This is a genomic window from Burkholderia sp. Bp9099 (genome assembly GCF_003857805.1).
Classification (GTDB): Bacteria; Pseudomonadota; Gammaproteobacteria; order Burkholderiales; family Burkholderiaceae; genus Burkholderia.
Window position 1 is genome coordinate 338,091 of record NZ_QTPU01000001.1, and the last position, 14,923, is coordinate 353,013.

Genomic DNA, 14,923 nt, shown 5'->3' on the forward strand with positions numbered 1-14,923 from the left:
GACACTAATATTTGGGCGGCGAACATGCTTCTGCAATCCCCTTGGTCACCACGACTTGCCGACATCGACGCGAATACCGCCGAGCGGTTGGTCCTCGCCCTGGCTGACGACATCATCGAGGGGCGGCTGACGGGAGGCGACCGTCTGCCCGCTCACCGCGATCTCGCGTTGAAACTGGGGATTGGCCTTGGCACGGTGACGAAAGCCTATGCCTCGCTTGAACGGCGAGGCCTGACGCGCAGCATCAAGGGCCGAGGAACTTTCGTGGCGATCCGCCAGGCGCATCACGATCGCCAGATCGACCTTTCGTCCAATGTGCCGCCAGCCATGCTCGACGCGCGCTTGCTGGCGCGAACGTTGACGGGGATCGCACGCAAGATCGATGCGGACCATCTCAATCTCTATGCCCCGCCCGCCGGACATATGGAGCACCGACGTGTGCTGGCTCGCTGGCTCGAAACGCTGGGCCTGATGGTGGAACCGACGCATCTGGTGCTAACGAGCGGCGCCCGTCAGGCGCTATCGTTGGCCTTCGATCTTGCCTGTGGCTCGCAGGGGCTGCTTCTGACCGAGCGGATCACCTATCCTGGCGCGATCGCGCTGGCTCGGCGCAACGGATATCGGATGCAGGGCGTCGAGACCGACGCGCAGGGGATGGCGCCGGGGGCACTGGCGGACGCACTCGACGGCATCGCATCGACCGGCAGCAAGGCGGTCTATCTCACGCCGACGCTGCACAACCCGACCACCGCAACGATGGGCACGGAACGAAGGCAGGCCATCGTGGATATTTGCCGCCGGGCGGGCGCGTGGATCATCGAGGACGGCGTCTATGCGTCGGCAGAGCCGGCTTCGCCACCGCTTGCGGCGTTGGCGCCCGAGATCACCTTGCATGTGAACGGGCTGTCCAAATCGCTCGGCCCCGGTTTGCAGATCGGCGTGCTCGCGCTGCCGGCCGGACTCAACGACGCAGCGGAAGACGCGCTGCGCGACCTGCCAATGGCGCCGTCGGCGCTCTCTTGCGCAGTGGTTGAGGAGTGGCTGGCCACCGACGTCATCTCCTCGATCCAGCGGGACCTGCACCATGAGGCGCGGCGTCGATCCAATCTGGCCATCTCTCTGCTCGGCGCGAGCGAAGTGGTCTCGCATCCCGGCGCCTACAATGCGTGGCTGCCGATGGAGCGTGACGCTGCCAATCGTGTCGCATCCGTCGCAGCAGCGATGCGTATCAAGGTGACCCCTCCGGAATCCATGATGGTGAACCCGGAGGATCGGGCGAGCGGAATTCGACTTTGCCTCGGCGGCCCGTCGTTCGACGATCTGACAGAAGCACTGACACTTCTGGCAGGGCTGATGAAGCAGCGCGCGTGACGCCACCGGGCGAGCACCGTACTAGCCGTTTGGTCGCAGGGTTTTGTATCTCTCCCCACTAACGGTAATTGGCGGCTCTTTGGTCTGGCGATTACAAAATCGTGCAAACGATCTGCTTCGATTCCACACGCCACACGCCTCGCTCATTTCAACATTATAGAAATAATGTCAAACAACAGAGGTGTCGCAATTGGATATTTAACGGTTTACGTTATATTATTAACGAAACTACCGACTCAAACCGTCATGTCCGACCTCGTTGCCGACGAATCCCGCCTGATCGCCGAAATCGACCGCCTGAGAGCCGATTTCCCGAAGACCCGCGAGCTGTATCGCGAGGTCTGCGCGTTGATGTTCTTCCGTTTCGGCGTCACGCCCACCGCGAACCGCCTTTACCAGCTCGTGCGCAAGGGCAGCATGAGCACGCCGACGGCGGTGCTCGGCGAGTTCTGGGCCGAGTTGCGGGAAAAGAGCCGGGTGCGCATCGAGCATCCGGATTTGCCGGCCGATCTGCAGGCGGCAGCGGGCGAGCTCGTCGCCGCGTTGTGGCGCCGCTCGAGTGCCGATGCCGCCGCAGCGCTCGATGCACTGCGCGCCGAAGTCGAAGCCGAGCGGGCCGCGGCGAAAGCGGAGGTCGCGGCATTGCAAGCCGACCTGTCCCGTACCGAAACCGCGCTGGAGCACCGCACGAGCGCGTTGCTGGCGGCCCAGGTGCGCATCCAGGAACTCGAGCAGGCGAGGGCGGCCGACGAAGCATCGCGCCGTGCGCTGCAAGCGGAAATCGAGCGGCTGAAGTCCGACAACGCGGACGCCGATCGCGCGCTGGCGCAGGCGCGTGCCGATTTCACGTCGCAACTCGACCGGCTGCGCGACGACGCGGGCCGGGCCGAGGAACGCTTGCGTGCAGCGGAGAAGCGAGCGCTTCAGGAGATCGACCGCGAACGGCTCGCGGCCGCACGCGTTCAGAAGGAATTCGACGCGGCCACGGCTCGTGCCGAACAGCGCGATACGCAGCACCGCAAGGATCTCGCGGCACTGCAGGCGCAACTGGCCGACACGCAACACCGCTGCGGCATGCTCGAAGGTCAGCTCGACGGGGCCCGCGCGGCCAATGCCGCGTACGTCGGCGAACTCGACGCATTGCGTGCCGAACGCGCGTCACGTCCCCCCGCGCGCCGGGCGCCGGGTCGACCGGCGGGCGGCACCCTGCGTGCGGCGAAACCGGTCGCGAGGAAGCGCGTCCCGAAACCCGCGTGACGTGGGCGCCACGGTGCGGCGACGACGTGTCCGCGACGCGGTGCGATTCGGGTAAAGTGCCGCTCAACTTGCCGGCTCGACGTTACTAGACGACCGGTCTAATCGTTGCTAAGATACGCCATCATGAATGCATCTTCAGGCGCGGAAGTCCGCCAGCACATCCTGAATATCGCGAAGCCGATCATGCTCCACAAGGGGTTTTCGGCGGTCGGTCTGAACGAGATTCTCGCCGCGGCGGGCATCCCGAAGGGCTCGTTCTACCATTACTTCGGCTCGAAGGAGGCGTTCGGCGAGGCGCTGCTCGAATCGTATTTCGAAGGCTATCTTGAGCACCTCGACAACCTGCTCAAGCACCCGGCCGGCACGGGCGCGCAGCGCCTGATGACGTACTGGGGCAACTGGCTGCGCACGCAGTGCGCGGACGATCCGGAAGGCAAGTGCCTCGCGGTGAAGCTCGGTGCGGAAGTGTCCGATCTGTCGGAGGCGATGCGCGCGGTCCTGCGGCGCGGCACCAGCCAGATCATCGAGCGGCTCGCGGGCGGGATCGAGGCCGGGTTGGCCGACGGTTCGCTGAGCGGTGTCGACGATCCGGCGCATACGGCCGCGATCCTTTACGAGCTGTGGCTGGGCGCGACGCTGCTGGAGAAGATTCACCGCGACCGCAAACCGCTCGAACGCGCGATGCTCGAAACACGGCGGATGCTGAACCTGCCGTCCTTCGAGCCTGACGGAGTGCAGTCGTAATGTGGGCGCGCGCAGGCGCGCCTTGTTTTTTGCGTGAGCGCTAGACGACTGGTCTACTTACGCTGAAGTCACATTGGTTTACCCGCGAGGCGGCGGCCCCGCCGCCGGCCGATTCGCCGGCAACGCCGCAGCCTCGCGCATCACGGTTGTCCAACGTTGATCCAATCGTGCCCGTGCACGTCCCTTCCTGTTGACGGAGGTTCCCATGCCGCAAGGCAAGGCAGCAAACCGCAGAATCATTCTGAATGCGCGCCCGGTCGGCGCGCCCACCCCGAACGACTTTCGTCTCGAAACCGGCGACGTACCGGTGCCCGGTGCCGGCCAGGTGCTGCTGCGCACGATCTGGCTGTCGCTTGACCCGTACATGCGCGGCCGGATGAGCGACGCGCCGTCGTATGCGCCGCCGGTCGAGCTCGGCGACGTGATGGTCGGCGGCACGGTCAGCCGTGTCGTGGCGTCGAACCTGCCCGCGTATCGCGAAGGCGACCTGGTCGTCGCGCGCGGCGGCTGGCAGGACTATTCGCTGTCGGACGGCAGCGGTCTCATTCCGCTCGGCCGCGACTTCGCGCATCCGTCGCACGCGCTCGGCGTGCTCGGCATGCCGGGGTTCACCGCGTACACCGGGCTGCTGAAGATCGGCGAGCCGAAGGCCGGCGAAACCGTGGTCGTCGCCGCCGCGAGCGGGGCGGTCGGTGCGGTGGTCGGCCAGATCGCGAAGCTGAAGGGCTGCCGCGTGATCGGCGTCGCGGGCGGCGCCGACAAGGTCGCGTACGTGAAGGGCACGCTTGGCTTCGACGATTGCGTCGACCACCGCGATCCGCAATTCGCCGCCCGGCTGAAGGAAGCCTGTCCGAAGGGCATCGACGTCTATTTCGAGAACGTCGGCGGCGCCGTGTTCGATGCGGTGTGGCCGCTGCTCAACGAGCATGCGCGCGTGCCGGTGTGCGGACTGATCGCCCATTACAACGACACCGCGTTGCCGGCCGGCCCCGATCGCCTGCCGCTGCTGATGGGGACGATCCTGCGCAAGCGCATCCGGATGCAGGGCTTCATCATTTTCGATCATTACGCGACGGGCTACGCGCAGTTCCTGACGGAGATGAGCGAGTGGCTCGCGCAGGGCAAGGTGAAGGCGCTCGAGGATGTCATCCCCGATCTCGCCGATGCGCCGAACGCGCTGATCGGCTTGCTCGCCGGCAAGAATTTCGGCAAGGTCGTCGTGCGCGTGGGTCCGGACGAACTGGCCTGACACCGGCGCAAGACGACACACGACGATTGCACGCTGGCGTCGCGAGACGCCGGCTTGTGGCATGCTCGATTCCGTTTCGAAAGGAGTGACAAAGATGGCGCTTCACGTGATTGCTTCCCTGTTCCTGAAACCCGAACACGCGCAGGCCGCCGAGGCCGAATTGCGCAGCATGGTCGCCAAGACGCGCGTCGAGCCGGGCAACCGGCGCTACGACCTGTTCCGCGAGCAGGACGGTTCGCCGAACCTGCACCTGTACGAGATCTACGACGACCAGGCCGCGTTCGACGCGCACCTCGCCAGCCCGCATTTCACGGAATTTCGCGTGAAGTCGGCCGACTGGTTCGCGGCGCCGCCCGTCATCAAGGTGCTGTCGGGCATCGACGTGGCCGAGTAACGACGCGGTACCCCCGTCACGGCCCGTTCTCGCCCGGGACCGTGCGGCAGCCGTCACGCATGACGCAACGGCGATGACAACGACAACGCGGCGCAGCGCATCGTTCGCGCCGCTTCCCCAATACACCGCCCCGGAGGCTGAATGGTCACCCTCAACATCAACGGCGAGAACCGCACGGTCGACGCCCCCGACGACATGCCCCTGCTGTGGGTCCTGCGCGACGTCGTCGGCCTGACCGGCACGAAATTCGGCTGCGGGATCGCGCAATGCGGCGCGTGCACCGTGCATCTCGATGGTGTCGCCGCACGCGCGTGCGTGCTGCCGGTCGCGGCCGTCGCGGGCCGCAGGATCACGACGATCGAAGCCGTCGGCGCGACGCCGGCCGGGCAGAAGGTCCAGCAGGCATGGCGCGAGCTCGACGTCGTCCAGTGCGGCTACTGCCAGTCCGGGCAGGTGATGGCGGCCACCGCGCTGATCGCATCGAACCCGAACCCGAGCGACGCCGACATCGACGCGGCGATGGCCGGCAACATCTGCCGCTGTGGTACCTACAACCGGATTCGCGCGGCGGTCAAACACGCCGCGAAGGGGGCATGAGATGAAACAGCCACCACGCTCACTTTGTTCGCTGCCCCGCGAGGGGGCGGTCAGCCTCGTTGAGGCGGCTCTGCGGAGGCTGACATGTCGCGAGGACTGATCGAAGCAGGTCGGGCCGGCGCGGGCGTGTCGCGCCGTTCGTTTCTCAAGGCGGGCATGTCGCTCGGCGCGGCGGCGGGCGGCGGCCTGCTGCTCGGCTTCAGCATGCCGGCGGCGGGCGATGATGCACGCCGCTCGGTGATCGGCGGCGATGCGGACGAAAGCGCGCGCGCCGGCGTATTCGCGCCGAACGCGTTCGTGCAGATCGACCGCGCCGGCAAGGTCACGCTGGTGATGCCGAAGGTCGAAATGGGCCAGGGCGTCTACACGGCGCTGCCGATGCTGATCGCCGAGGAACTCGAGGTGCCGCTGTCGAACGTCACGCTCGACCATGCGCCCCCGAACGAGAAGCTGTTCCTCGATCCGCTGCTCGGCGGCCAGCTGACCGGCGGCTCGACGTCGGTGCGCTACGCGTGGGAACCGCTGCGCCGCGCGGGCGCGACCGCGCGCACGCTGCTGGTTTCGGCGGCGGCGAAGCAATGGAACGTGGATCCGGCCACCTGCCGGGCGGCGAACGGCGAAGTGCAGCACACGCCGAGCGGCCGGCGCGCATCGTACGGCCAGCTCGCGGACGCTGCGTCGAAGCTGCCGGTGCCGAAGGACGTCGCACTGAAGCAGCCGGCCGATTTCAAGCTGATCGGCAAGCCGGTGAAGCGGCTCGACTCGCCGGAGAAGGTCGACGGCACCGCGCAGTTCGGGCTCGACGTGCGCGTGCCCGGCATGCTGTATGCGGTGATCGTGAACAGCCCGGTGTTCGGCGGCACGGTCGCGAGCGTCGACGACACGGCCGCGAAAAAGATCCCCGGCGTGCGCCAGGTGGTGCGCGCGGACAACGCGGTCGCGGTGGTCGGCGATCACACGTGGGCCGCGAAGCGCGGCGCGTCGGCGCTCGTCGTGAAGTGGAACGAAGGCGCGGGCGCGAAGGTGTCGACGAAGGACATCGTCGCCGATCTCGCGCAGGCCGCCGCGAACGGGAAGGGCGCGGTCGCGCGCAAGGACGGCGACGTCGGCCGCGCGTTCGCGAACGCGAAGACGCGCATCGATGCCGTCTACGAACAGCCGCTCCTTGCGCACGCAACGATGGAGCCGGTGAACTGCACGGTGCACGTGCGCGGCGACGGCTGCGAGATCTGGGTCGGCACGCAGGTGCCGACGCGGGCGGTCGACACCGTGCAGAAGCTCACGGGTCTCGCGCCCGACCGGATCGTCGTGCACAACCACCTGCTCGGCGGCGGTTTCGGCCGACGGCTCGAAACGGACATGATCGGCCAGGCCGTGAAGATCGCGAAGCAGGTCAACGCGCCGGTGAAGGTCGTGTGGACGCGCGAGGAAGACATCCAGCACGACATGTATCGCCCGTACTACTACGACCGGATCTCGGCCGGCCTCGACGCGAACGGCAAGCCGGTCGCATGGCAGCACCGGATCGTCGGTTCGTCGATCCTCGCGCGCTTCGCACCGCCGGCCTTCAAGGACGGCGTCGATCCCGACGCGGTCGAGGTTGCCAACGACCTGCCGTACGACCTGCCGAACCAGTTGATCGACTACGTGCGCCAGGAACCGCGCCACGTGCCGACCGCGTTCTGGCGCGGCGTCGGGCCGACCCGCAGCACGTTCGTCGTCGAGAGCTTCATCGACGAACTCGCGGCGCAGGCCAAGACCGATCCCGTCCAGTACCGCCGCGCGCTGCTCGACAAGACGCCGCGTGCGCGCAATGTGCTCGACGTCGCGACGAAGGCGGCCGGCTGGGGCACGCCGCTGCCGAAGGGGCAAGGGCGCGGCGTATCGGTGATGCACGCGTTCGGCAGCTTCTTCTCGATCGTCATCGACGTCGCGGTGGAAGGCGGCGAAGTGCAGGTCAAGCGTGCCGTGTGCGCGGTCGACTGCGGGATGGCCGTGAATCCGAGCACGATCGAGGCGCAGGTGCAGGGCGGCATCATCTTCGGGATCACGGGCGCGCTGTATGGCGAGATCACGATCGAGGACGGCCGCGTCGTGCAGAGCAACTTCACCGACTACCGGGTGATGCGCATCAACGAGACGCCGCCGATCGAGGTTCATCTCGTCAAAAGCGCCGAGGCGCCGGGCGGAATCGGCGAGCCGGGCACCGCGGCGACCGCGGCTGCCGTGTCGAACGCGATCTTCGCGGCGACCGGCACGCGGCTGCGCAAGCTGCCGGTCGGCAACCAGCTGAAGACGGCTTGAGGGGAGGACACGAACCATGCGAAACCTCACCTCGAATCGTCCGAACCGCCTGAATCGCGCCGCTCGCACGTTCGGCACGTCGTTGATCGCGCTGTCCGCACTGATGGCCGGCACGACGGCGCACGCCGCGCAAGCGGCCGCCGCCGACAGCGCGCTGGTCGCACGCGGCGCGTATCTTGCGAAGGCCGGCGATTGCGTCGCGTGCCACACCGCGCCGCGCGGCACGCCGTTCGCCGGCGGCCTGAAGATGGTCACGCCGATGGGCGCGATCTACACGACCAACATCACGCCCGACCCGGACACGGGCATCGGCGGCTATACGGAAGCCGATTTTGCGAACGCGTTGCGCAAGGGCGTCGCGAAGGACGGCCACAACCTGTATCCGGCGATGCCGTATCCGTCGTACGCGAAGCTGAAGGACGACGACGTGAAGGCGCTGTACGCGTACCTCATGCACGGCGTCGAGCCGGTGAAGCAGGCGAACCGGGCGTCCGACATCCCGTGGCCGCTCAACATGCGCTGGCCGCTCGCGTTGTGGAACATGGTGTTCCTCGATACGACGCCTTATGCCGACAAGCCGGCCAAGGACGCGATGTGGAACCGCGGCGCGTATCTCGTGCAGGGGCTCGGGCACTGCGGATCGTGCCATACGCCGCGCGGTGTAGGCTTCCAGGAGAAGGCGCTGGACGAGGGCGGTTCGGCGTTCCTGTCGGGCGCGCCGATCGACAACTGGTTCGCGTCGAACCTGACCGGCGAGCACAATACCGGGCTGGGCCGCTGGAGCGATGCGGATATCGCGCAATTCCTGAAGACCGGCGCGAACCGGCATGCGACCGCGTTCGGCTCGATGGTCAGCGTGATCAACCACAGCACGCAGGAACTGACCGACGACGATCTGGCGGCGATGTCCCGCTACCTGAAATCGCTGCCGGCAGCGGGCGGCACGGGCGCGCCGCCTTACCGTTACGAGCCGAAGGCGACGCAGGTCGTGCTGGGCCGGCCGGCGAACGATCCGGGCGCAAAGGTGTATAACGCTTACTGCCTGCATTGTCATGGCGCGGACGGCCGCGGCTACGCGCCGCTGCTCGCGCCGCTCGCCGGCAACCCGAACGTGCTCGAGGCCGATGCCGCGTCGCTGATCAACGTGACGTTGAACGGCAGCGAGTCGCTCGTGATCGGTGGCGTGCCGTCCGCGTACCCGATGCCGGCGTTCGCGAACCAGCTGAACGACCAGCAGATCGCCGACGTGCTGACGTTCATGCGCGCCGGCTGGAACAACGGCGCGCCGGCCGTGCAGGCGGCGGAGGTCGCGAAACTCCGCAAGGCGACGGCGGCCGCGCGCTGAGCGCCGAGCGCCGAGCGCCGAGCGCGGCCGACCGTGGCGGACGACGACGGGCATGCGTGCCGCACGCCGGTCGTCGCACATTGCCGGGTGCAGGGCGCCCGGTGGCGCAGCTCTTTCTGTCAACCGGCGTGCGGCCGTTCGCGGCCGCGCGCGTTTTATCGACGTAAAACTGGGGTGTCTGGATGGCTAACGTGACTTATACGGATACGCAACTGCTGATCGACGGCGAGTGGGTCGACGCCGCGAGCGGCAAGACGATCGACGTCGTGAACCCGGCGACGGGCAAGGCGATCGGCAAGGTGGCCCGCGCGGGCATCGCCGATCTCGATCGCGCGCTGGCCGCGGCGCAGCGCGGTTTCGAAGCATGGCGCAAGGTGCCCGCGCACGAGCGCGCGGCGACGATGCGCAAGGCGGCCGCGCTGGTGCGCGAGCGCGCCGACACGATCGCGCAGCTGATGACGCAGGAGCAGGGCAAGCCGCTCACGGAAGCGCGTGTGGAAGTGCTGTCGGCCGCCGACATCATCGAATGGTTCGCGGACGAAGGCCGCCGCGTGTATGGCCGGATCGTGCCGCCGCGCAATCTCGGCGCGCAGCAGACCGTCGTGAAGGAGCCGGTCGGACCGGTCGCGGCGTTCACGCCGTGGAATTTCCCGGTCAACCAGGTCGTGCGCAAGCTGAGCGCCGCGCTGGCGACCGGCTGTTCGTTCCTCGTGAAGGCGCCGGAAGAAACCCCGGCATCGCCGGCCGCGCTGCTGCGCGCGTTCGTCGACGCGGGCGTGCCGGCCGGTGTGATCGGTCTCGTGTACGGCGATCCGGCGGAAATCTCGTCGTACCTGATTCCGCATCCGGTGATCCGCAAGGTGACGTTCACGGGCTCGACGCCGGTCGGCAAGCAGCTCGCGGCGCTCGCGGGCCAGCACATGAAGCGCGCGACGATGGAGCTGGGCGGCCACGCGCCGGTGATCGTCGCCGAGGACGCGGACGTCGCGCTGGCGGTGAAGGCCGCCGGTGGCGCGAAGTTCCGCAACGCGGGCCAGGTGTGCATCTCGCCGACGCGTTTCCTCGTGCACAACAGCATCCGCGACGAATTCACGCGTGCGCTGGTCGCGCATGCGCAGGGGCTGAAGGTCGGCAACGGCCTCGAGGAAGGCACGACGCTCGGCGCGCTGGCGAACCCGCGCCGGCTGACCGCGATGGCGTCGGTCGTCGAGAACGCGCGCAAGGTCGGCGCGAGCATCGAGACGGGCGGCGAACGGATCGGCTCGGAAGGCAACTTCTTCGCGCCGACCGTGATCGCGAACGTGCCGCTCGAAGCGGACGTGTTCAACAACGAGCCGTTCGGCCCGGTCGCGGCGATCCGCGGTTTCGACAAGCTCGAGGATGCGATCGCCGAAGCCAATCGCCTGCCGTTCGGGCTGGCCGGCTATGCGTTCACGCGTTCGTTCGCGAACGTGCACCTGCTGACGCAGCGCCTCGAAGTCGGGATGCTGTGGATCAACCAGCCGGCGACGCCCTGGCCGGAAATGCCGTTCGGCGGCGTAAAGGATTCGGGCTACGGGTCGGAAGGCGGGCCGGAAGCGCTGGAGCCGTATCTCGTCACGAAGTCGGTGACGGTGATGGCGGTCTGATGACCGGGTGGTCGCGTGCGTGCCGCCGTTTACGCGGTGCGCACGCGGCATGGCGTTGCCGAGAGCCGGGTGTTCTGCCCGGCCTTGTTTTTTCTGATTCGTTCACCGTCGGTCACCGCAGTGTCCAGTCTCGCCCGGATCACGAGCACTCCATCGCCACGGCGTTTGTCGATTGACTGAGCCTGATCTCGCCCAGGTAGGCGCTGTCGCCCAATCTGCACTCGCGCCAGGCATTGCCGCGGGCATGCCGGATTTGGACTCTGTAGAGGCCGCTGCCCCTGGCCAGGCCGTCGAACCGGAAATCGCCGAAGCCGTCCGAGACGGTTTCGGCCACCTGCCGATTACCTGCATATAAGACGACGACCGCATCCGTGACACACTCGACCACGTCTCCTGCCTGAGCACTGACACTTCCGCCGACGAAGCACGTTTCCCACCGTTCGAGGCCGCTATACCACACGCGCGGCTTCGTGCTCAGGTTGGGTCGCAATACCTTGAGTCCCTCGCGCCTGGCCTTGTCGGCCATCGCCGTGTCATCGAGCTTGACCGTCTCGAAGACATCGGTGGGGCACGACTGCTGACAACGCGGGCGGGACCAGCCCTGGTCGAGCAGATGCGCATCGAAGATCCAGATCTGCGGCAGTTGCAGTTCTTCGTTCCAGACGATCGCCTTATAAGGGCACGCCTTGACGATGTCCTTTCGGCCTCGCGCCTTGTCCGGATCGATGATGACGATGCCGTCGGCGCGCTTGCGAATGGCGCTGCCGCCCACACGCATGCAGGGCGCGTCGTCGCAGTGGTTGCACATGACCGGCAGATAAGTGGTCTCGATCATGTGCGAAGCACCCTGTACACGACGCAGGATGCGGATGGGGCTCTCGGCGCTGGCCGCGGCGGGTGCCGCGTAGCCGGGGAAATCATTGCCGACGTGCTCGTCCCGCGCGGCGATCACGCAGTTCTGGCAGTTCTCGCAACGGCCGACGTTGATGATCAGGTTCCACTTGCTCATTTGACATTCCTCACGCTGCGCGACCGAGCATGAATGCCTCGGCACCGCGCCATTTCTCGACCTGCACCAGGCAGGAATTCGGGCTCATGCTGCTGGTGCCGGCGGTCTGAGGCCGGTCGGGGGTCAGCATGTTCATGCAGCCGCCGATCTCGACTTGCTCGCCATCGATTTCGATCAGCTGAAATTCAGCGCTTGCCTCGTAGGATTTCACGACTCCAGCGTTCACCAGGGGCGAGACATCGGCCGCACAGATCACGGCGCCGCGGTCGTTGTGTACTTTGACGAGATCGCGATGGGCGATGCATCGAACAGCGGCGTCTGCCGGGTTGAGCCTCAGCAGCCAGAACCGGTGCCCCGCGATCAGCGCGCGATGATCGTCGATGCCGTTCACGGCGGAATTCTTTCCGTCACCGTGGGTATGAAAGCTGTAGCGGCTGTGGGTGGCGATCAGTTGCAGCGGGTAGCGCGGGGCCAGGTCCGAGCGCAACCCCTCCCAGGAGGGGATATATCGGTTGAGCGGGGGGCGCTCCGGATTGTCCGCGGTGTGCCGCTTCAGCAACTCGGGCACGAACTCCAGCTTGCCGCTCGGCGTCTGCAGGCCCTTGCCGAACCGTTCCGAGAACTGTGACGGCAGCGGATGAGGTTCCGGCAGGTCCTTCTTCCTGTCTTCCGCAAACCAGCGCATATCCACGGGATGGCGCAACTTGGGCTTTTCGGGCGGCACGACGAAATAGCCTTTGCGGCAAAATTCGCGCCACGAAATGTGATCGGGCAGATCCGACGAGTCGAAGACGCGCTTGACCCAGTCGAGATCCCCGCAGCCTTCGGTGAAAATGCCACCCAGGCCCAACCGGGTCAGGATGGCAGTGAAAATGTCGTAGTCGGAGCGGGACTCGCCCAGGGGTTCGATGCACTTGTGCTGCAGCGTCAGCATGCGATGGTTGACCGTGCCATACCCGTGGTGGGCGTAGCCGCCCGAATTCGCCCATTCTCCGATGTCCCAACGCTCCAGCGAAGTGCACGCGGGCAGGATGATGTCGGCGAACTGGGCTTCGCCCTCCATCCAGATCGACTGATTGACGACGAACTCGATGCTCGAGTGCCGGTAGGCCTGCGTCCAGCGTCCGGAATTCGTCACGGTACTGAACGCGGATCCGCCGTAGCGATAGATCATGTGGATCGGCGAATAGCCGGGCATCGGGTAGGTGAACGGTGCAAACTGGGCTTCCTGCGACATGCCGTCCCAGAGATAACCGGTGGCGTGACCGTTGAGGATCGCATCGGGCATCTGCTGTCGCGGCACCATTTGCTTGACGGGATTCATGGTCAGGATATGCGGCATGCGCTGGTAGTTGTCCACCGCATTGGCGGTCCACGCCAGGTCGCCTGAAATGCCGCCGTCCGCGTAGCCGGGGAAGTAGAACTGGAGATCGTGCGGGACGCCGATTTCGAGGCAGCCGAAATTCACCCCGGGCTTGCCCCAGCCCTGCATGGACATCATCATGATCATGCAGCGCGCCCATTGCGCGCCGGTCGCCCCGCGGCCTGCGCCGCCGAATCCCGCGCCGGTCATCCCGACGGCGAGATGCACCTTCTTCTTCCCCCACAGGCGCGCAAGCGCACGGGCGTCCTTGGCCGGCACGCCGGTCTCGCTCTCCTGCCACTCGGGCGTCTTGGGGGTACCGTCGGTTTCGCCCAGCAGGTAGGCTTTCCAATCGTCGAAACCGGTCGTGCGCGTCGCGACGTAATCCTTGTCGTACAGGCCCTCCACGGTCCAGACGTACATGATGGCGGTTGCCAGGGCAGCATCGGTTTGCGGCCGGATCGGGATCCAGCGCCCGCCCAGCAGCTGTGCGGTGGGATTGCAGTGCGGGTCGATGTGAACGAACTCGATGCCGAGTTCCTTGGCCCACAGGCGGCGCGGGGTTCCCTCGAATCCTGCGTAGGCTCCGTTGGTACTTTCGGGGTCGCAGGACCAGAACACGATCATTTCGGCTTCCTTGAGACCGTCCTCGAGGCCCCCGTAGCCGGAGGGCACGCCGACGCGCATCGAGTTGCCGAAATGATGCATGGCGCCCCAGTACCAGCCTTCCCAGCTGTCCGGATTCGCGGCGACCCGGGTGAAGCCGATCAGGTTGGCGAAGCGCGTCAGCGCGCTGAGGTAGTAGCCGACGTTGCCCCACTGGTGGTGGGACGACATCGGGAAAGTGATGGAGCCGGGGCCGTGAACACGCTTCTGCCGGTTGATCTCCTTGGCGACGATGTTCAGGGCCTCGTCCCAGCTGATACGCACATAGCCGGACTTGCCTCGGTTCTGGGGATTGCGCTCGCCGTCCGGGTCGAAGTCGACCCGTTTCATCGGGTGAAGGATGCGCTTGTCGGAGTAGACCAGCGACTTGAGGGTCAACGCGTGAGGCGCGACCAGTCCGCGCCGTGGCGGGCTGAAGCGGCGTCCACGTGCCTCGATCACCCAGCTTGACGCATCCGTATCGTCCAGCTCGATGGGCGTCACGCGGACGATGCGGCCATCCTTGACGTAGACGAACAGGGGGCCGCCATTGGTGCAGGTGGTGTAGCGTCGGGTGCCGTCGCGCATGGGCGTGCCCATCGTCAGGCCGACCGTGCGCATCATGCTCAGGGTTTGCATGAGCCAGACCAGCAGTTCGTCCTCGCCCTCGGTGACCACTTTGAAGTTCTTGGCGGCGTGGACGATCTCGCCCTGGTCCGGGTTCGGGGAAAGGAACTTCAGGGCGGTGGCGACGTCCTTGAAGGCCATGCGCACATCGGGCCGCGCATGCTTGCCGGCGCGCGACCGAATGCGGCCATTCCTGAACTCGATGGCGCGACCGATGCTTTGATCCATGAGCCCGATCCACGCGACGAGATTGCGCTCCTTGAGGCGATCGCGGTAGGCGGGGAAGCGGCGCGCCGTCAGGTCCAGAACCTTGGGCAATGCAAAAAGAATGGTCTTGAGAGCCTGTCGTTTCATCGTTCGATCCAAAGTGTTGCTTCCATGCGGGGGGCT

At 66.5% G+C, this 14,923-nt stretch carries 11 protein-coding genes; 9 read left to right on the forward strand and 2 right to left on the reverse strand.

The genetic code is table 11. The features are described from left to right. Window positions 1-24: 24 nt before the first annotated feature. The 9 genes from DIE17_RS01510 (at window position 25) to DIE17_RS01550 (ending at window position 10,889) form a co-directional block, all read left to right on the forward strand. Window positions 25-1,371, forward strand: a complete 1,347-nt coding sequence (locus DIE17_RS01510) for a PLP-dependent aminotransferase family protein (RefSeq protein ID WP_124920594.1) — start codon at window positions 25-27, stop codon at window positions 1,369-1,371. Between the two features lie 246 nt (window positions 1,372-1,617). Beyond that, window positions 1,618-2,628 carry a DNA-binding protein gene (locus tag DIE17_RS01515; RefSeq protein WP_124920628.1) on the forward strand — a complete coding sequence of 337 codons (1,011 nt, stop codon included), beginning with the start codon at window positions 1,618-1,620 and terminating at the stop codon, window positions 2,626-2,628. Between the two features lie 123 nt (window positions 2,629-2,751). Next, the gene (locus tag DIE17_RS01520) at window positions 2,752-3,372 is read left to right on the forward strand and encodes a TetR/AcrR family transcriptional regulator (RefSeq protein WP_124920595.1); all 621 of its coding nucleotides are present in this window, start codon (window positions 2,752-2,754) and stop codon (window positions 3,370-3,372) included. 205 nt (window positions 3,373-3,577) lie between these two features. Continuing rightward, window positions 3,578-4,621 (forward strand): NADP-dependent oxidoreductase, encoded by a 1,044-nt coding sequence (locus tag DIE17_RS01525; RefSeq protein WP_124519462.1) that lies wholly within the window; start codon window positions 3,578-3,580, stop codon window positions 4,619-4,621. A 94-nt stretch (window positions 4,622-4,715) separates the two neighbouring features. After that, the gene (locus DIE17_RS01530; RefSeq protein ID WP_044843118.1) at window positions 4,716-5,015 is read left to right on the forward strand and encodes a putative quinol monooxygenase; all 300 of its coding nucleotides are present in this window, start codon (window positions 4,716-4,718) and stop codon (window positions 5,013-5,015) included. Window positions 5,016-5,156: 141 nt separating this feature from the next. Further along, window positions 5,157-5,612 carry a (2Fe-2S)-binding protein gene (locus DIE17_RS01535; RefSeq protein WP_124484828.1) on the forward strand — a complete coding sequence of 152 codons (456 nt, stop codon included), beginning with the start codon at window positions 5,157-5,159 and terminating at the stop codon, window positions 5,610-5,612. An 84-nt stretch (window positions 5,613-5,696) separates the two neighbouring features. Then, window positions 5,697-7,916 (forward strand): xanthine dehydrogenase family protein molybdopterin-binding subunit, encoded by a 2,220-nt coding sequence (locus DIE17_RS01540; RefSeq protein ID WP_124920596.1) that lies wholly within the window; start codon window positions 5,697-5,699, stop codon window positions 7,914-7,916. Window positions 7,917-7,932: 16 nt separating this feature from the next. Then, the gene (locus DIE17_RS01545) at window positions 7,933-9,261 is read left to right on the forward strand and encodes a cytochrome c (RefSeq protein ID WP_185500285.1); all 1,329 of its coding nucleotides are present in this window, start codon (window positions 7,933-7,935) and stop codon (window positions 9,259-9,261) included. A gap of 182 nt (window positions 9,262-9,443) precedes the next feature. Beyond that, entirely contained in the window at window positions 9,444-10,889 is a 1,446-nt protein-coding gene (locus DIE17_RS01550; protein ID WP_124920597.1) for an NAD-dependent succinate-semialdehyde dehydrogenase, read from the forward strand. Between the two features lie 139 nt (window positions 10,890-11,028). On the opposite strand, the gene DIE17_RS01555 is transcribed toward DIE17_RS01550, so the two are convergent. Together DIE17_RS01555 and DIE17_RS01560 are read right to left on the reverse strand one after the other, a co-directional pair. Next, window positions 11,029-11,898, reverse strand: coding sequence for a 4Fe-4S dicluster domain-containing protein (locus DIE17_RS01555; protein WP_124920598.1), 870 nt, complete (start codon window positions 11,896-11,898; stop codon window positions 11,029-11,031). Window positions 11,899-11,908: 10 nt separating this feature from the next. After that, entirely contained in the window at window positions 11,909-14,887 is a 2,979-nt protein-coding gene (locus DIE17_RS01560) for a molybdopterin-dependent oxidoreductase (RefSeq protein ID WP_124920599.1), read from the reverse strand. Window positions 14,888-14,923 lie beyond the last annotated feature (36 nt).